Genomic DNA, 15800 nt, shown 5'->3' with positions numbered 1-15800 from the left:
GCACCCGATGACCGAGGAGGGAACCGCGGTGGACGTGAGTTTCAGCATCGACCGCAACAGCCCCGTGCCGCTCTACTACCAGCTGTCGCAGCAGTTGGAGGCGGCGATCGAGCAGGGCAGACTGTCGCCCGGCACCCGCCTCGGCAACGAGATCGACCTGGCCGCGCGGCTCGGCCTCTCCCGGCCCACCGTCCGCCAGGCCATCCAGGCCCTCGTCGACAAGGGTCTGTTGGTTCGCCGCCGCGGCGTCGGCACCCAGGTGGTGCACAGCCAGGTGCGGCGGCCGCTGGAGCTGAGCAGCCTGTACGAGGACCTGGAGGCCGCCGGGCAGCGGCCGGCCACCCGGGTTCTCGACGTCGCCACCGTCCCGGCGCCGGCCGAGGTCGCGGCCGCCCTCGGCATCGCCGAGGGCGCCGAGACCAAGCGCGTCGAGCGGCTCCGCCTCGCCCACGGCGAGCCGCTGGCGCACATGTGCAACTACCTGCCCCGCGAGCTGTACGACTTCGGCCGCGAGGACCTGGAGGCCACCGGCCTCTACCGGCTGATGCGCGCCGCCGGCACCGCCCTGCACAGCGCCCGCCAGTCCATCGGCGCCCGCGCCGCCACCGCCGAGGAGGCCGGTCTCCTCGGCGAGTCCGCGGGCGCGCCGCTGCTCAGCATGCGGCGCACCGCCTTCGACGACACCGGCCGCGCCGTCGAGTACGGCACCCACCTCTACCGCGCGTCCCGCTACACCTTCGAACTCCAGCTCCTGATCCGACCCTGAGCCGGGGCGTTCATGAACGGCGCGTGTACCACCGTGCCGTTCCCGTTGCGGATCACCCGGATCCGTTGACCCCCCACCGGTGGGGCGGCAGAGTCGTGAGTACGCGAAAGCGCCCGGCCGTGTGCCCGAGTGGTTCAGGGATTCGCCTGCAAAGCGAATTACACGAGTTCGATTCTCGTCACGGCCTCCACGAGCCACCGCGACGTCCCCTCCGCAAGGCATGGACGTATGGCGGGTGGCACCGTCCATGCACGACGGAGACGACCGCGGCCCCCTTGGCGCAGTGGATGGTCGTACGCGCGATCGGTGCGAAGAATCCCGCTCCCCTCCTGGTCGGCGAGGTGCTTGGATGGACCGACCCCTGTGACGCTCCGCCCAGAGCCGAGAGCCGACATCAGCTGACATGAGACTCGGGGAGCGTGGGGCAGGAGGGGCGGGACCTCTCCCACCCCGCGCTCCCCGAGTGCTGTGAAGTGGAGGGTGCACCCATGTGGGTTGGCTGCACACCGGTCCTCGACGACGAGCCCGGCCCGGCCGGGCGGGAGATCTCGGGGTGGAGAGTTCCCGGCGTCGGTGAGATCGACGTCGAGTCCGAGGGCTTTCGGCTGTCCGTGCTGCCCACGTGCGAGACCCTGCGCGTGGAGTTGGCCTTCGCCGCCGCGTACGCCGAGTCGGAGACAGCGCCGTACCGCCCTCTGGGACCGGCGACTTTGACGCTCGACGACGTACGGTCCATCGCGCTGCACACGCCGGGAGCGTCCTCCGATCCGCTGTGGAGGAGGGTGCTTCGCGGGGACCCGCAGGACGAGGTCCTGCGCATGACGTGGGACGAGGACGACGACGTCCTGCATGTACGGGATGGCGGCGTCGTCGTGTCCTGCCGGGGCGGAACCTGGCGCTGGGCGACCGACGCGTAGGCGGAAGGGTCCCGGACCGTCACCGGTCCGGGACCCTTCGCGCAAGGCCATGCGGTCGCGGGCTGATGGCTTCTGTCAACAGGGATGTCCGTGCTGATGGTGGCCTTCGAGGCGCGTAGGGCTGGGTCGCCGGGCCCTCCCCTCACGGCGCGTCCTGGCCGGAGGACGGCAGGATCGGTCGGACACCGCGGGGAGTGCGCAGGGCGGTATCCGCTTCTCGCTGTGGAGTTCAACCACTCCTTCTGGCGCGGCGCGTGATCATCGCGCGGCGGTCGGCGCGGCGGCGGACTCCTCCCAGCGGATGCGGTAGCGGTGCGTCGGACCGAGGCTACGCTCCGGGTTCATCGCGAACCGCACGAGCAGCCGCATCACCACCGGCATCACCATCCGCGTCAGGGGGCCCGGCGCCTTCGCCTGGTTGATCCGCCGTGCGTCGGCGGCGATCTTCTCGACCCGCGGTCGACGGCTGCGCTCGTAGGCGGCGAACGCCGCGTCCGGGTTCGGCAGGTCCCGGAGGCAGTGGGCCAGTTCGATACCGCTCTCCATGGCCAGCGAGGCGCCCTGGCCCGAACTGTTGGACGGCGCGTGCACCGAGTCGCCCACCAGGACGAGACGGCCGCGGTGCCAGCGCGGCACGCGCGGCATGATGTGGGTCGCGCCGGTGATGTGGAGTCGGTCGGCGTCGATATGCCGGAGCAGGTCGCCGGCGGGGTCGTCGTCGCCGTAGGTCTCGCGCAGCACCTTCAGCCACTCCTCGGCCGGCACCGCGCGCGCCTCGGTCAGCCGCAGCGGCTCGGCGTGCGGCAGGTTCGCCGCCCAACGGGTACGGCCGTCAAGGGTCTTCCAGTAGAGGTAGAAGGCGCGCCGGCCGAAGGTGAAGTGCATGACGCCAGCCTCGGCCGGGACCGGCCGGTCCACCAGGGCCTCGAAGCCGAGGACCCCGGTGTACTCGGGGCCGGGGGCCGCCGGATCGATCAGCCCGCGGACCGTGGAGTGGACGCCGTCGGCGCCGACGAGGATGTCGCCGGTGGCCGTCGTGCCGTCGGCGAACCGCGCCGTGACGCCGTCGGCGTGCTCCTCGACGGACTCAAGACGCTTGCCGTGCTCGATGCGGATGCCCTCGGCGACGGCGGTGTCATGCAGCACGCGGTGCAGGTCGTCGCGGAGGATCTGCCGCTGCGCCGGCACGTCCTCCAACTGGGGAAACCGGACCTTGCGGCGGCCGAACGACATGGCCGTCCACGGGATCGGCTCGGAAACCGCCTCCACCGCCGCCCTGGCGCCGACCAGCTCCAGGGCGGCCAGCCCGTTCGGCGCTATCGAGAGGGTGCCGCCGATGCCTTCCGACCGGCGTGGGTACGCCTCGTAGACGGTGGCGTCGACGCCCGCCCTGCGCAGCGCCATCGCTGTCACGGGGCCGGTGACTCCGCCGCCGATGACCAGCGCGTTCTCTGCCTTCTCCATGGTTTCCCCCTGTCGGGATTCTGGTCGGGCCGCGAGGTCGCGGCGCCGGCCGGCTGATTCGCGCCCGAGGGCGCGGTGAACCGTTACGCGGGGGACTCCGTATCGTTGCGCGTGTCCATCTCGCGGCCGGATTCGCCTCGCGCGGTCGGTTCGGGATCGAAGGGCCCGGCGGCGGTGCTGCAACACCCCGCCGGGCCTGTGGGTCACTCCTCGGCCCCACGTTCCGCCAACTCGGCCATCGCGGGGGACATCTCGCCAGTGGCCTTCCAGCGTCGCCACTCGGCGAGGCCGGGGAAGGTACCCGAGCTGAGGTCGTCGAGGAGCGAGCGCACCCATGCCGCCTCCGCCTCGTGGGTGGCGAGCTCGTACTCGTCCTCGATCAGGAACAGGCGCGGCACGGTCTGGAGATCGTGGGTCAGCGACTCGCGGCGGGCGGCGCACTCCCGCTCCAGCAGCGCGAGCCGCTGCCGCAGCAGGGCGGTGGCCTCCTCGGGGCTGAGCGCCGCGAGTACCGAAAGGCCGGCCGTGAATCGCCGCGGCTCCGGTTGCGGCGTCGAGACCAGCTCGCGGACCCAGTCCACCATCTCCGCCTGCCCGGCTTTCGTGATCCGGTAGACCGTACGCTCCGGACGGGCCCCCTCCCGTGTGGTGCCCACGACCTCGACGAAGCCGTGCTTGGCCAGGTTTCGCATGACCGTGTAGAGGGAGCCCAGCTTGATCTCCATGTCGGCTTCCTTGCCCCGGGCCCTGAGTAGCGACATCACCTCATACGGATGCATGGGCCGCTGCACGACGGTGGAGAGCACCGCGAGCGCGAGCAGATTGCCCACCTTGCGTCGTTTGGCCACCATGCCTCCACTCGTAGGCGAGTACTTGTCAACGAGTATACCGCCGCGGCGCATCGCCGCGCGGGGCGAGTCGTCGTGGTGTGATCTGTCCGGCCTCGTGAGCCATGCGGGGACTGGCTGAGGGGAGGAAGGGGCACCGACTGATCGCGGGAACCCTCGGGGACCGTGCGGTGGGGACCTCCGACGCGATACACACGTTCGGTGCCCGACGGATGTGCTACGTGACCTGGTGGACCGGCTGACCCGGTTCGCCAGCGAAGCCCGTGCGAACGACGAGCAGACAACGGACGAGGAGACGAGCAGCCCTACCGCTGGACGTCCCTCCGCGTTCCTTCGGTCCTCGGATCGTGGGCCGGTTCCGGCCGGTGGCATCGCGGAGGGCCCTGCGCGCGTGCCTGCTCGCGGGGCGGCCCTCCTGGCGGCGTTACGCCCGTTCGTCGATGAGGCCCTCGGCGCGCAGGTCGTCCCACAGCGCCTCGGGCACGTCCGCGGCGAACAGGGCGGCGTTCCGCCCGACCTCCTCGGGGGAGCGCATGCCGACCACGACGCCCGCGACCGCGGGGTGGCGCAGCGGGAAGGCCATCGCCGCCTGCGGCAGGGTCACGCCGTGTGCCTCACAGACGTCGGCGAGGCGGTGGGCGCGGCGCAGGACCTCGGGGGACACGGGGGCGTAGTCGAAGGTCGCGGCCTCGGTGGGGCGTGGGGTGGCGAGCAGCCCCGAGTTGAAGACCGAGGCGGCGAGGACGGAGACGCCACGCTCGGCGCAGGCCGGCAACAGGTCGTCGAGGGCGCCGTGTTGGACCAGCGTGTAGTGGCCGGAGAGCATCACCGCGTCGACGTCGGTCTCCCGCACCAGCCTGGTGAGCATGCCGGTGTGCCACATGCCGGCCCCGATGGCGCCCACCACGCCCTGCTCGCGCAGCTCGGCGAGCGCGGGGTAGCCGGTGCGCAGCGCCGCGTCGAAGTGCTCCTCTGCGTCGTGCAGGAAGAGCGTGTCGACGCGGTCGACGCCCATGCGGGCGAGCGAGTCCTCGACGCTGCGGAGCACGCCGTCGCGCGAGAAGTCCCACACCCGGCGGTGGGTGGCGGGCACGTTGAACTCGTCGACGCGCCCCGCCGTGTCCTGCGGGACGAGGAGGCGGCCGACCTTGGTGGAGAGGGTGAACTCGGCACGCGGCATGTGGCGCAGGAAGGCGCCGACGCGGCGCTCCGAGTGGCCGATGCCGTAGTGCGGGGAGGTGTCGAAGTAGCGGATCCCGGCGTCCCAGGCCGCGGCCAGCGTGGCCGCGGCGGTCTCGTCGTCGAGCGAGGCGAAGAGGCCGCCGAGCGGCCCGCCGCCGCAGCCGAGCTCCGTCACCTCGACCGTGCTGCGGCCCAGTCTGTTGGTCCTCATTCCGCCGACCCCTCCTCGTCGCACACCAGCGATCAACGACCGCATCCTCGCACCGTGGGCCGAGGGAGGCGACGGTCGGGCGCCAGGTCAGCGGGCGAGATCCGCCGAGGCCGTGTCGATCGCCTCGTCCAGCACGTCGCGGGAGCGCAGCAGGTCCCTGATGAGGCCGTCGATGCGGTGCCGCTGCGCGGTCAGCTCGGCCACCAGCTTCTCGTCGCCGCGCTCCGAGAGGCCGCCGTCCGTGTCACGCATGCAGGGGAGCAGCCGCGCTATGGTCGCGCTGTTCAGCCCGGCCGCGTAGAGCGCCTGGATCCGGACCACCCGGTCCACGGCCCAGTCGCCGTACTCCCGGTGGCCGCCCGGGGTGCGCTCGGCCCGCAGCAGGCCCTGCTGCTCGTAGTAGCGCAGCGAACGCTCGCTCACCCCGGTGCGGCGGGCCAGCTCACCGACGCGCATGGTGCCCCCTCGGCGAAGAGTCGGAGTTGAATCTGACATTGATGTCAAGTTCTACCGTACCGGCATGACGCACGCACCGGAATCCGCCGCCCTCCTCGAACCCACCCGCCTCGGCCCGCTCGACCTCCCCAACCGCCTGGTCATGGCGCCGCTGACCCGCAACCGCGCCGGAGCGGACGGCGTGCCGGGCGACCTCATGGTCACCTACTACGCGCAGCGGGCCTCGGCCGGCCTGATCATCGCCGAGGCCACCACCCCCAACGCGACCGGCCAGACCTACCCCGACATCCCGGGGCTGCACACCGGGGCCCAGGTCGCCGGCTGGCGCCGGGTCACCGACGCGGTGCGGGCCGCCGGCGGCCGGATGTTCGTGCAGCTCCAGCACGGCGGCCGGGTCGGGCACCCGGACAACAGCGGGCTGGTCCCCGTCGCCCCGTCGCCGATCCCGCTGCCGGAGACGATCCACACCCCGACCGGCCGCCAACCGTCCGTCACGCCCCGCGAGATGAGTCTCCACGACATCCGCGCCACCGTCGCCGACTTCGCCGCCGCCGCGCGCAACGCCCGCGCCGCCGGGTTCGAGGGCGTCGAGGTGCACGCGGCCAACGGCCATCTACTGCACCAGTTCCTGGCCGCCAACACCAACCACCGCACCGACGCCTACGGCGGCTCCGTCGCCGGCCGGGTCCGGTTCGCGGTGCAGGTGGTCCGGGCCGTCGCCGAGGCGATCGGTCAGGACCGGGTCGGCCTGCGGATCTCGCCGCGGAACACCGTCAACGGCATCGCCGAGGGCGAGACAGAGGAGCTCTACCCGGCCCTGGTCGACGCCCTGTCGGACCTCGAACTCGCCTATCTCCACGTCGTCTTCGCGGATGCGGACGACGCCCTGTACCAGGAGCTCACCAAGCGGTGGCCCGGCACCCTGATGGCCAACCCCAACCTGGGCTGGGGCGGCCCACTGCCCGCCGACGGCGGCCGCGCGGCCGGCGAACGGCTGCTGGCCGCGGGCGCCGACGTGATCGCGCTGGGCCGCGCCTTCATCGCCAACCCAGACCTCGTCGAACGCCTGCGCCTCGGGGCGCCCCTCAACCCGCTCCGCGACGGGCAGTTGATGTACGTGGGCGGCCCGACCGGCTACACCGACTACCCGACGCTGGCGGCATGAGGGGCGATCCTTCGCGGGCGGCCCAGCGCGGCAGCGGAAGGCCGAGCCGCTCGCGCAGCGCCATGGCGGCGTGCCCGGACTCGCTGGTCCGTCCGGCGTCGGCGAGCGCGGGTCGGGCGGAAGCGGAAGGGCCCGTCCCGCGGAGTCCAGGCGGCGCCCCCGGGCGGAATTCGATTGTCGTGCCCGCGCGCCCGGGCCGAGACTTGGCCACGTGCTGACACCCACGGAGATCGAGGAATTCGTCGAGAACGGCTTCGTCCGGGTGGCCGGCGCCGTGCCCGCCGACATCGCCGACCGGTGCCTGGCCGAGCTGTGGGAGGCGACCGGTCGCGACCGGGACGACCCCACGACATGGACCGAGCCGGTGATCCGGCTGGGCGGCTTCGCCACCCCGCCCTTCCGCGCCGCGGCCAACGCCCCGGTGCTGCACGAGGCGTTCGACCAGCTGGTGGGCCCGGGCCGGTGGCGGGCGCCGGGAGGTCTCGGCACCTTTCCGGTGCGCTTCCCCAGCGACCAGGAGCCGGGCGACGACGGCTGGCACGTGGAGGCCAGCTTCGCCGGCGAGGCGGGCGACTACCGGCTCAACCTGCGCTCCCGGGGGCGTGCCCTGCTGATGCTCTTCCTCTTCTCCGAGGTGGGTCCTGACGACGCGCCGACGCGCATCCGGGTGGGCTCACACCGGGACGTGCCACCGCTGTTGGCGGACGCGGGGGACGCCGGGCGCGAGTGGTTCGAGCTGTGCCGTGACGCGGTGGTCGCCAGCGAGGGGCGCCCGGAGGTCACCGCGACGGGCCGGACCGGCGACGTGTTCCTGTGCCACCCGTTCCTGGTGCACGCGGCCCAGCCGCACCGGGGCACCGTCCCCCGGTTCATGGCCCAGCCCCCGCTCGAACCGACAGCACCGCTCGACCTGGACGCTGCCTCCCCCAGCCCGGTGGCCCGCCCCGTCGTCGAGGCGCTGGGCCGAGCGGCCGGCTGAGAAGGGGGGCACGGCGATGGCCTCGACGACCGCGTTCGACCAGTCCGAGCGGCGCGCCTGGGCGGGGCGGGCTGCGGCCTACGCGGCCGGCTTCGCGCGGCTCTGCGCCCACCCGGTGCCGCGGCTCCTGGACGCCGCGGAGGTCGGTCGCGGCACCCGGCTGCTCGACGTCGGCACCGGAACCGGGACCGTCGCCGTGGCCGCCACCGGCCGCGGCGCGCGGGTGACGGCGGTGGACGCCGAGCGCAGCATGGTGGAGTCGGCCGCCCGCGCCGCGCCGGGCGCCGACGTGCGGCTCGCCACGCTGCCGAACCTCCCCTTCGCGGACGGCGAGTTCGACGCCGTCGTCGGCAACTTCGTCGTCAACCACGTGGGCCGGCCGCGCGCCGCCCTGGCCGAACTCCGCCGCGTCACCCGCCCCGGCGGGCGCCTCGCGGTCACCGTCTGGGCCGCCCCGGCCGCCCCGGGACAGACCCTGCTCGGCCGCGCCGTCGAGGCCGCCGGCGTCACCCGCCCCGCCGACCTGCCGGCGCTGGCGGCCGAGGACGACTTCCCGCGCACCGAGCAGGGCCTCGCGGCGCTGCTGACCGATGCCGGCCTCACGCGCGCCTCCTGCGCGACGCTGCGCTGGGACCACCGCACCACCCCCGAGGAGTGGTGGACAGGACCGGCCGCCGGCGTCGCCACCATCGGCCAGCTGATCACCCGCCAACCAGCGCCGGTCGTCGCTGAGATCAGATCCCGCTTCGAGCGGTTGGCCGTGGAATTCCTCACCGAGGACGGCGAGTTGCTGCTGCCGCACGCGGCGCTGCTGGCGAGGGGGCGCGCCTAGCGCCCACAATGCGGCATGGAGATCCTCTTGGTCCTCTCGGCCTTCGTGGTCTACGCGGCGCCCGTGGTCCTGCTCATGTCCGCCTTCGGCCTCGTCGCCCACACCGTCCGCCGCCTGCGGGAGGGGGGCCGGCCGCGCCTCGCCAGCCCCAAGCCGTTCACCCACCTCGCCGGCATCACCGCCGGCGGCTCGGTCCTCTTCCTCCTCTACGCGCAGTGGACCTACGCGAGCAGCTTCCGACCTGACAACCTGTGCCACTTCGCGGTCGGTGGCCCCACGCGCCTACCCGACTCCGAGAGCGTGATCCCGCTGAGTGTCGTGTGCGACGGCACGGAGATCGTCCCCATCTGGGTCAACCCCGTGTTCTTCGGCCTGATCTCCGCGTCGCTGGCCTGCCTCACCGGTGCCTCCCTCGCCCGGCGTGCCCTCGCCCGTCAGGCCGCGGCGGTGTCCGTCTCCCCGGTGTCGGCCTCGCGGTCTTGACCGCGCTACCCGCGTAGCACATCCTGTCGCCGACATGACAATCGACGAGTGGAGGCGATCGTGCGTCGAAGGCGTGGACTCGTGGGTGCGTTGGCGGCGGCCCTGCTCGCCGTGCTGGGCGTGGTCACGACCGGCTCGGACCAGGCGGCGGCCGCCCCGGTGTCGTTGCGGGTGCTGAACTGGAACGTGCAGGGCGGCCAGGGCACGGACGGCGTCACGGACTTCAGCCGGATCGTGTCCGTGATCCGGCAGCAGAACCCGGACGTCGTCACGTTGCAGGAGCTGCACGACAACCGCGCGATCGGCGGCGAGAACCAGTGGCAGACGCTGCTCGACGCCTTCCCCGGCTACCAGGCCCACTTCGCGCGCAGCGACGACAACGCGTTCGGCGGCTCGGCCGGGAACCTGATCCTCAGCCGGTACCCGATCCTGGAGCGGCTGACCGCGCTGCTGCCGCAGTACCCGGCGGACACGACCGCCGTGCGGCGCAGCCTCGGTGGGGTGCGGATCGACGTCGGCGGCACGGACGTGCGGGTCTACACGACGCACCTGTCCTCGGGCGTCGGCGCGGAGGCGACCGAACGACGCAACCGGCAGGCGCGTGAGGTCGTCGACCGGGTCTCCGCGTCCACCACGATGCGCACGCCGATGCTGCTCACCGGCGACCTCAACGCCCGCCCCGACAACGAGATCCGGCCCTGGTTCGCCGCCCCCGGCTGGCTCGACGCCTGGACGCAGCTCAACCCCAACACGGGTGCCGGGACAGTGACGTTGCCCGGCAACGGGGACGACGCGCGGATCGACTACGTCTACGCCACCCCGTCGTTCGACGTGACGGCGGCCAGGACCGTGACGACCTCGGCCTCCGACCACCGCCCGGTGGTGGTCGACGTGGCGGTGCACGAGCCCCGACTCGCCACCACCGGCACGGTGTTGGCCGGCGCCGGCCAGGACGCCGGCTGGGCCAACGCCACGGCCTACGCCGACAACAGCGTCCGGCTCCGGGTCTGCGACAACCTCGCCGACGGCTGGGGCGTCCGTGCCTACGTCTCCGCGAACTCCGGCTCCACCCGCCTCCTCACCGGCAACGACCCGGCCTTCGCCGACCGCTGCTACACCTTCAACGCGCCCGCCGGGACCGCGAGTTCGCCGGTGGTGCGGGTGTGCCTCTACCAGGGCACGGTCGAGAAGGAGTGCCGGGAGGTCCGGGCGACGGCCGGCTAGCCGGCCGTGACGTGCGCGGCCGAGGCCGCCAGCGCCGTGGTGAGGTCGGCGGGCACGTCGAGCGGGACGGGCTGCCCGGCGACCAGGACGGTGTGGACGTTGCCGGGGTGGGCGGCCGTGACGACCGTGGCGACGGGGTCGTGGCGGCCGCCGAGCAGGTTGATGTCGGTGGCGCGCAGCAGCACGAGGTCGGCCTGCTTGCCGACGCCGAGGGAGCCGACGCGGTCGGCGAGGCCCAGGGCCGTGGCGCCGCCGATGGTGGCCTGGCGCAGGACGTCGGCGGGGGAGAGGCGGCCACCGGCCAGGGCGGCGCGCATCAGCGAGAACATGTCGCCGGCGGTGGCGCTGACGATGTCGACGCCGAGCGCGGCGGTGACGCCGTGCGCGCGCAGCCGGTCCGGGAGCGGCGGGCCGAAGCCCATGCGGGCCTCGACGACGGGGCAGGCGACGACGGCCGCGCCGGCCCCGGCGATCAGCGCGATCTCGTCGTCGGGGAGCGAGTTGCCGTGCGCGAAGGTGATGTTCGGGCCGAGGAGGCCGGCCGAGCGCAGGGCGGCGATCGGGCGTTCCGCGACCGGGCCGCTGGCGATGTGGGTGTAGAGGCGGAGGCCGAGCTCGGCGGCGAGCCCCCAGTACTCCTCGACGGACTCCATGGGGGAGTAGGCGGGGCCCAGGGGCGCGAGCGCCAGGGTGACCAGGTCGTCGGGGGCCGTCGCGAAGTGCTCGCGGTGGACGGCGCGGACCTGGTCCGGGGTCAGCCCCTCGCCGAACGGCGGCTGGCCGAGGGCGAGTACGGCCCGGACGCCGGCGCCGCGCAGGGCGAGGATCGCGGCCTCGGCGTGGTCCGGGGTGAACAGGATGTGCGCGTAGTCCTGGACGGTGGTGATCCCGGAGGCCAGGCACTCCAGCGCGCCGGCCAGCGTGCCGACGTGGACGTCGGAGGGGCGGTAGCGGGGTGCGATCTCGCCGAGTACGCGGGTGAGGTACCCGCCGAGGTCGGAGTCGTCGGCGGCGACGCCGCGCAGCGCGGCCTGCCAGACGTGGCGGTGGGCGTCGACGAAGCCGGGGAGCACGATCAGCTCGCGGCCGTCGATGACCGTGGCCTCGCGCGGCGTCGCGAGGCCGGGGCCGACGGCGGCGATGCGGCCGTCCTCGATCAGCAGGTCGTGGGCCGGGAGGGCGACGGCCTCGGGGTCGGTGTCGATCAGCAGGGCCGTGCGGATCAGCAGACGTTCCATGGCTGCCCGGTTTATCACGTTCCGGGGCGTGCGCGACGGAGCGTAGCCGTCGCCATACCGTGACGTGCCGGGGACCCCCGTGTGGAACGCCCGGATGGAGAATGTGCGTCACGGTGTGGCGGGGGCGTTGGGGGACGAGGGCGGGTGACGCATGAATCCGTTGGGTACCGGTGATCCGCGGACGCTGGGTGAGTACCGGTTGCTCGGACGCCTGGGCATGGGCGGGATGGGCCAGGTGTTCCTCGGCCGGACACCGGAGGGGCGGACGGTCGCGATCAAGCTGATCCACCCGCACCTGGCGCACGAACCGGAGTTCCGCCGCCGGTTCCGGCAGGAGGTCGCGGCGGCCCGGCGGGTGTCGGGCGAGTGGACGATGCCGGTGCTCGACTCGGACACCGAGGGCGAACTGCCCTGGCTGGCGACCGGCTTCGTGCCCGGCCCCGCGTTGACCCGAGTGGTGGAGGAGCTGCACGGCGCCCTGCCCGAGTTCTCCGTGTGGCGGTTGGCGGAGGGTCTGGCGAGCGCGCTGGACGCGATCCACGGCGCGGGCGTGCTGCACCGCGACCTCAAGCCGTCCAACGTGCTGCTCACTCTGGAGGGGCCGCGGGTCATCGACTTCGGGATCGCCCGCGCCGCCGACGCCAGCGTCGCCACCCGCACCGGGATCGCGGTGGGCTCGCCCGGCTACATGGCGCCCGAACAGGTGCGCGGCGAGCGGCTGACCGAGGCGAGCGACGTGTTCGGTCTCGGCGCGGTGCTGGCGTACGCCGCCACCGGGACCGGCCCGTTCGGCGACCGTGACTCGGCGGCGCACACCCTCATGCACCGGGTGATCGCCGAGCGGCCGGACCTCGGCGGGCTGACCGGGCCGTTGCGGGAGTTGGTGGAGCGCTGCCTGGACAAGGAGTCGACGCGCCGGCCGACGCCCCGCGAGGTGGCGGAGGAGGCGGCCAGGCACGTGGACCCGGACGCCGAGGAGGGCGTGTGGCTGCCGGCCGCGCTCACCGCGCGGCTCGGCAAGGAGGCTGCCGGGCTGCTCGCGCTCGGCGGTCCCGAGCTCGCGGATCCGAAGGCCGGGCCGCCGGTGCCGTCCGGCACGCCGTACAACATGCCGACGATGACGGCTTCCTCGGGGCCGCCGCCCCCGCCGCGGCAGCACACCCCACCGCCGGCCCCCGCGCCGGCGTTGCCCCTGAGCTACCCGCAGCCGCAGCCGCAGCCGCAGCCCCAGCCCGTGTCGTACACGTACGGCACGCCGGCGCCCGGCTATCCGGTGCCGGGCGGCTCGACCGGGCCGCTGCCCCTGCAGGGGATGGGCTACCCGATGGTGACCGGCGGGTACTTCGCGTACGCGCCGTTCGGCGTCGACGCCTACGGCAGGCCGCTCTCCAACAAGTCGCGGATCGCCGCCGGCCTGTTGCAGATCTTCCTGGGCAGCCTGGGCATCGGCCGTTTCTACCTGGGCCACGTCGGCATCGGGCTCGCCCAGCTGTTCACCTGCGGCGGTTGCGGGATCTGGGCGCTGGTCGACGGGATCGTGCTGCTCGCGAGCCGCAACGCCACGGACGGGCAGGGCAGGATCCTGCGGAGCTGACCGGTTCAGCTCCGCGTCAACGCGGTCGCCCCGCGCACCGCGTCGGCGAGCGGGGTGTCGCCGGTGAGGTCGAGGCGGCCGGCCGCGATCGCGTCCTCGGCGGTGAGGGAGCCGGCGGCCAGCGCCCGGCAGGTGTCGGTGTCCAGCGTGAGGCGGGCGTCGGCCCACTCGACCGGGCCGTCACGGTAGGCGAGTTGGCCGTCGGAGAGGAGCAGGTGGAAGACGCCCTCGGGCAGCCGCACCTCCATCACGCCCCGGTGCTCCGCGGCGAGCGGGCGGAGCCGGTCCATCAACGGGATGGCGAACCAGTGGGCGCGCACCGCGTCGGTGGGACGGCGCTCGTCGAGTGCCGGTCCGCCCCAGGTGGCGAGCGCACCCAGCACCGGCAGCAAGCCGCGCCCCTGCGGGGTGAGTTCGTACGCGGTGGCGGCGCCGCCCGTGGTCAGGCGGCGCCGGGTGAGCAGACCGTCGCGCTCCATGTCCCTGAGCCGGGAGGCCAGCACGTCGGTGCTGACGCCCGGCAGGTCGGCGTGCAGGTCGGTGTAGCGGCGCGGGCCGGCCAGCAACTCCCGCACGATCAGCAGGGTCCAGCGGTCACCGATGGTGTCGAGAGCCCGGGCGATGGCGCAGTACTGGTCGTAGCTTCGGCGTGGCATGGCGATCAGTGTAGGAAGTTTTGGTTGGACTTTCCAAGTCATCACTTGGTAGAACCAAGTGGACGCACACGCCACAGGGAGGTCCGGCGCCATGGAGTTCCGGCAGTCGAGCAAGCTCAGCCAGGTCCTGTACGAGATCCGCGGGCCGGTGATCGAGCACGCCAACGCCCTGGAAGAGGCGGGTCACAGCGTGCTGCGGCTCAACACGGGCAACCCGGCGCTCTTCGGCTTCGAGGCGCCCGAGGAGATCCTGCAGGACATCATCAGGACCCTCCCGAAGGCCCACGGCTACAGCGACTCCCGTGGCATCCTCCCCGCGCGCCGGGCCGTGGCCCAGCACTACCAGGAGCGCGGCATGACGGACGTCGACGTGGACGACGTCTTCCTCGGCAACGGCGTCTCCGAGCTGGTGTCCATGGCGGTGCAGGCGCTCGTCGAGGACGGTGACGAGATCCTCATCCCGGCCCCCGACTTCCCGCTGTGGACAGCCGTGACGACGCTGGCCGGCGGCAAGGCGGTGCACTACCTCTGCGACGAGTCCTCGGACTGGTACCCGGACCTGGCCGACATGGCCGCCAAGATCACGGACCGCACCCGGGCCGTCGTCATCATCAACCCCAACAACCCCACCGGGGCGGTCTATCCGCGCGAGATCGTGGAGGGCATCCTCGACCTCGCCCGCCGCCACCACCTGATGGTGTTCTCGGACGAGATCTACGACAAGATCCTCTACGACGACGCCGTCCACCACAGCGCCGCCCTGCTCGCCCCCGACCTGCTGTGCCTCACCTTCAGCGGCCTGTCCAAGGCGTACCGGGTGGCCGGCTTCCGCAGCGGCTGGGTCGTCGTCTCGGGCCCGCGCCAGCACGCGAAGAACTACCTGGAGGGCCTGACCACCCTCGCCTCCATGCGGCTGTGCGCCAACACCCCCGCGCAGCACGCCATCCAGGCCGCCCTCGGCGGCCGGCAGTCCATCGAGGACCTGGTGCTGCCCGGCGGCCGGCTACGCGAACAGCGGGACGTGGCCTGGGAGAAGCTCAACGAGATCCCCGGCGTCTCCTGCGTCAAGCCGAAGGGCGCGCTCTACGCCTTCCCCAGGATCGACCCCAAGGTGCACCCGATCGTCGACGACGAGCGGTTCGTGCTCGACCTGCTGCTCCGCGAGAAGATCCAGGTGGTCCAGGGCACCGGCTTCAACTGGCCCCGCCCTGACCACTTCCGCATCCTCACCCTGCCACACGCCGACGTCCTGGAATCCGCCATCAGCCGCATCGGCCGCTTCCTCGCGAGCTACCGACAGCCGACGGCCGGCTGACCGCCGCGCCGAGCCCGCCTGCGGCGGCAGTCGCGTCGCGGACCAGGGGCCGGCGTGTTCGCCGGAGGGCCGGTCGGGTGGGCGCGGCCTACGGGCGCCGCAGGATCGGCGTCGGCCCGCCCGCACTGGCGGCCGTGCGGCCGTGCCGCAGGTGGCGGCCGGCTGATCCGCCGGGTGAGCGGCTCCGCCCCACCCGCGCCGGCTGGCCGGCTGGGCCTCGGCCGCCGCGTTCGGCTTGCCTGCGGCGGCAGTCGCGTCGCGGACGAGGGGCCGGCGCGTTCGCTGGGGATCGGGCCGGAGGTCCGGTCGGGTGGGGGCGGCCCACGGGCGCCGCAGCGGCCGCTGGTCCTCGGCCGCGTCGGGCCCGCCCGCAGCGGCGGCCGTGCGGCCGTGCCGCAGGTGGCGGCCGGCTGATCCGCCGGGTGAGCGGCTCCGCCCCACCCGCGCCGGCTGGCCGGCTGGGCCTCGGC

General features: G+C 73.5%; 15 protein-coding genes and 1 tRNA gene. 10 read left to right on the top strand and 6 right to left on the bottom strand.

The window, feature by feature from the left end; all coding sequences use genetic code 11:
• Positions 1-7 precede the first annotated feature (7 nt).
• From ACFWI8_RS30770 to ACFWI8_RS30760, 3 genes are all read left to right on the top strand, one after another.
• A complete protein-coding gene (locus ACFWI8_RS30770) occupies positions 8-766 on the top strand; it encodes a GntR family transcriptional regulator (RefSeq protein WP_387098279.1) in 759 nt (252 codons plus the stop codon).
• Between the two features lie 115 nt (positions 767-881).
• A tRNA-Cys gene (locus ACFWI8_RS30765) sits at positions 882-956 on the top strand.
• A gap of 298 nt (positions 957-1254) precedes the next feature.
• Positions 1255-1683, top strand: a complete 429-nt coding sequence (locus ACFWI8_RS30760; protein ID WP_387098277.1) for a hypothetical protein — start codon at positions 1255-1257, stop codon at positions 1681-1683.
• Between the two features lie 258 nt (positions 1684-1941).
• On the opposite strand, the gene ACFWI8_RS30755 is transcribed toward ACFWI8_RS30760, so the two are convergent.
• From ACFWI8_RS30755 to ACFWI8_RS30740, 4 genes are all read right to left on the bottom strand, one after another.
• A complete protein-coding gene (locus ACFWI8_RS30755) occupies positions 1942-3147 on the bottom strand; it encodes an FAD-dependent monooxygenase (protein WP_387098275.1) in 1206 nt (401 codons plus the stop codon).
• A 203-nt stretch (positions 3148-3350) separates the two neighbouring features.
• On the bottom strand, positions 3351-3998 hold the full coding sequence (locus ACFWI8_RS30750) for a PadR family transcriptional regulator (RefSeq protein ID WP_387098273.1): 648 nt from the start codon (positions 3996-3998) through the stop codon (positions 3351-3353).
• A gap of 421 nt (positions 3999-4419) precedes the next feature.
• On the bottom strand, positions 4420-5388 hold the full coding sequence (locus ACFWI8_RS30745) for an aldo/keto reductase (protein ID WP_387098271.1): 969 nt from the start codon (positions 5386-5388) through the stop codon (positions 4420-4422).
• Between the two features lie 87 nt (positions 5389-5475).
• Positions 5476-5844 (bottom strand): MerR family transcriptional regulator, encoded by a 369-nt coding sequence (locus tag ACFWI8_RS30740; RefSeq protein WP_311596794.1) that lies wholly within the window; start codon positions 5842-5844, stop codon positions 5476-5478.
• Between the two features lie 64 nt (positions 5845-5908).
• Here ACFWI8_RS30740 and ACFWI8_RS30735 point away from each other — a divergent pair, with 64 nt between their 5' ends.
• The 5 genes from ACFWI8_RS30735 to ACFWI8_RS30715 all read left to right on the top strand — a co-directional run bounded on the left by ACFWI8_RS30735 (position 5909) and on the right by ACFWI8_RS30715 (position 10527).
• Positions 5909-7009 carry an alkene reductase gene (locus tag ACFWI8_RS30735; protein WP_387098269.1) on the top strand — a complete coding sequence of 367 codons (1101 nt, stop codon included), beginning with the start codon at positions 5909-5911 and terminating at the stop codon, positions 7007-7009.
• A gap of 211 nt (positions 7010-7220) precedes the next feature.
• The gene (locus ACFWI8_RS30730; RefSeq protein ID WP_387098267.1) at positions 7221-7988 is read left to right on the top strand and encodes a phytanoyl-CoA dioxygenase family protein; all 768 of its coding nucleotides are present in this window, start codon (positions 7221-7223) and stop codon (positions 7986-7988) included.
• Positions 7989-8004: 16 nt separating this feature from the next.
• Positions 8005-8820, top strand: coding sequence for a class I SAM-dependent methyltransferase (locus ACFWI8_RS30725; protein ID WP_387098265.1), 816 nt, complete (start codon positions 8005-8007; stop codon positions 8818-8820).
• 15 nt (positions 8821-8835) lie between these two features.
• On the top strand, positions 8836-9303 hold the full coding sequence (locus tag ACFWI8_RS30720; protein WP_387098263.1) for a hypothetical protein: 468 nt from the start codon (positions 8836-8838) through the stop codon (positions 9301-9303).
• A 60-nt stretch (positions 9304-9363) separates the two neighbouring features.
• Positions 9364-10527 carry an endonuclease/exonuclease/phosphatase family protein gene (locus ACFWI8_RS30715; protein WP_387098261.1) on the top strand — a complete coding sequence of 388 codons (1164 nt, stop codon included), beginning with the start codon at positions 9364-9366 and terminating at the stop codon, positions 10525-10527.
• Here ACFWI8_RS30715 and ACFWI8_RS30710 read toward each other — a convergent pair.
• A complete protein-coding gene (locus ACFWI8_RS30710; RefSeq protein ID WP_387098259.1) occupies positions 10524-11765 on the bottom strand; it encodes an amidohydrolase family protein in 1242 nt (413 codons plus the stop codon). The two genes, ACFWI8_RS30715 and ACFWI8_RS30710, sit on opposite strands and share 4 nt — an antisense overlap.
• A gap of 151 nt (positions 11766-11916) precedes the next feature.
• Here ACFWI8_RS30710 and ACFWI8_RS30705 point away from each other — a divergent pair, with 151 nt between their 5' ends.
• Positions 11917-13359, top strand: coding sequence for a protein kinase (locus ACFWI8_RS30705; protein WP_387098257.1), 1443 nt, complete (start codon positions 11917-11919; stop codon positions 13357-13359).
• A 5-nt stretch (positions 13360-13364) separates the two neighbouring features.
• On the opposite strand, the gene ACFWI8_RS30700 is transcribed toward ACFWI8_RS30705, so the two are convergent.
• Positions 13365-14015 (bottom strand): winged helix-turn-helix transcriptional regulator, encoded by a 651-nt coding sequence (locus tag ACFWI8_RS30700; protein WP_387098255.1) that lies wholly within the window; start codon positions 14013-14015, stop codon positions 13365-13367.
• Between the two features lie 91 nt (positions 14016-14106).
• Here ACFWI8_RS30700 and ACFWI8_RS30695 point away from each other — a divergent pair, with 91 nt between their 5' ends.
• Positions 14107-15330 carry a pyridoxal phosphate-dependent aminotransferase gene (locus tag ACFWI8_RS30695; RefSeq protein ID WP_387098253.1) on the top strand — a complete coding sequence of 408 codons (1224 nt, stop codon included), beginning with the start codon at positions 14107-14109 and terminating at the stop codon, positions 15328-15330.
• Positions 15331-15800 lie beyond the last annotated feature (470 nt).

Source organism: Streptomyces sp. NPDC127098, from assembly GCF_042722465.1.
In the GTDB taxonomy this organism is placed as follows: Bacteria; Actinomycetota; Actinomycetes; order Streptomycetales; family Streptomycetaceae; genus Streptomyces; species Streptomyces millisiae.
Note: the sequence above shows the minus strand (reverse complement) of the source record. Positions and strands in the feature narration are given on the sequence as shown.

Coding starts and splice junctions, on each gene's coding strand:
- ACFWI8_RS30725 (WP_387098265.1), top strand. CDS start 8,005: ATGGCCTCGACGACCGCGTTCGACCAGTCCGAGCGGCGCGCCTGGGCG.
- ACFWI8_RS30750 (WP_387098273.1), bottom strand. CDS start 3,998: ATGGTGGCCAAACGACGCAAGGTGGGCAATCTGCTCGCGCTCGCGGTG.
- ACFWI8_RS30745 (WP_387098271.1), bottom strand. CDS start 5,388: ATGAGGACCAACAGACTGGGCCGCAGCACGGTCGAGGTGACGGAGCTC.
- ACFWI8_RS30700 (WP_387098255.1), bottom strand. CDS start 14,015: ATGCCACGCCGAAGCTACGACCAGTACTGCGCCATCGCCCGGGCTCTC.
- ACFWI8_RS30760 (WP_387098277.1), top strand. CDS start 1,255: ATGTGGGTTGGCTGCACACCGGTCCTCGACGACGAGCCCGGCCCGGCC.
- ACFWI8_RS30740 (WP_311596794.1), bottom strand. CDS start 5,844: ATGCGCGTCGGTGAGCTGGCCCGCCGCACCGGGGTGAGCGAGCGTTCG.
- ACFWI8_RS30720 (WP_387098263.1), top strand. CDS start 8,836: ATGGAGATCCTCTTGGTCCTCTCGGCCTTCGTGGTCTACGCGGCGCCC.
- ACFWI8_RS30705 (WP_387098257.1), top strand. CDS start 11,917: ATGAATCCGTTGGGTACCGGTGATCCGCGGACGCTGGGTGAGTACCGG.
- ACFWI8_RS30695 (WP_387098253.1), top strand. CDS start 14,107: ATGGAGTTCCGGCAGTCGAGCAAGCTCAGCCAGGTCCTGTACGAGATC.
- ACFWI8_RS30710 (WP_387098259.1), bottom strand. CDS start 11,765: ATGGAACGTCTGCTGATCCGCACGGCCCTGCTGATCGACACCGACCCC.
- ACFWI8_RS30755 (WP_387098275.1), bottom strand. CDS start 3,147: ATGGAGAAGGCAGAGAACGCGCTGGTCATCGGCGGCGGAGTCACCGGC.
- ACFWI8_RS30735 (WP_387098269.1), top strand. CDS start 5,909: ATGACGCACGCACCGGAATCCGCCGCCCTCCTCGAACCCACCCGCCTC.
- ACFWI8_RS30770 (WP_387098279.1), top strand. CDS start 8: ATGACCGAGGAGGGAACCGCGGTGGACGTGAGTTTCAGCATCGACCGC.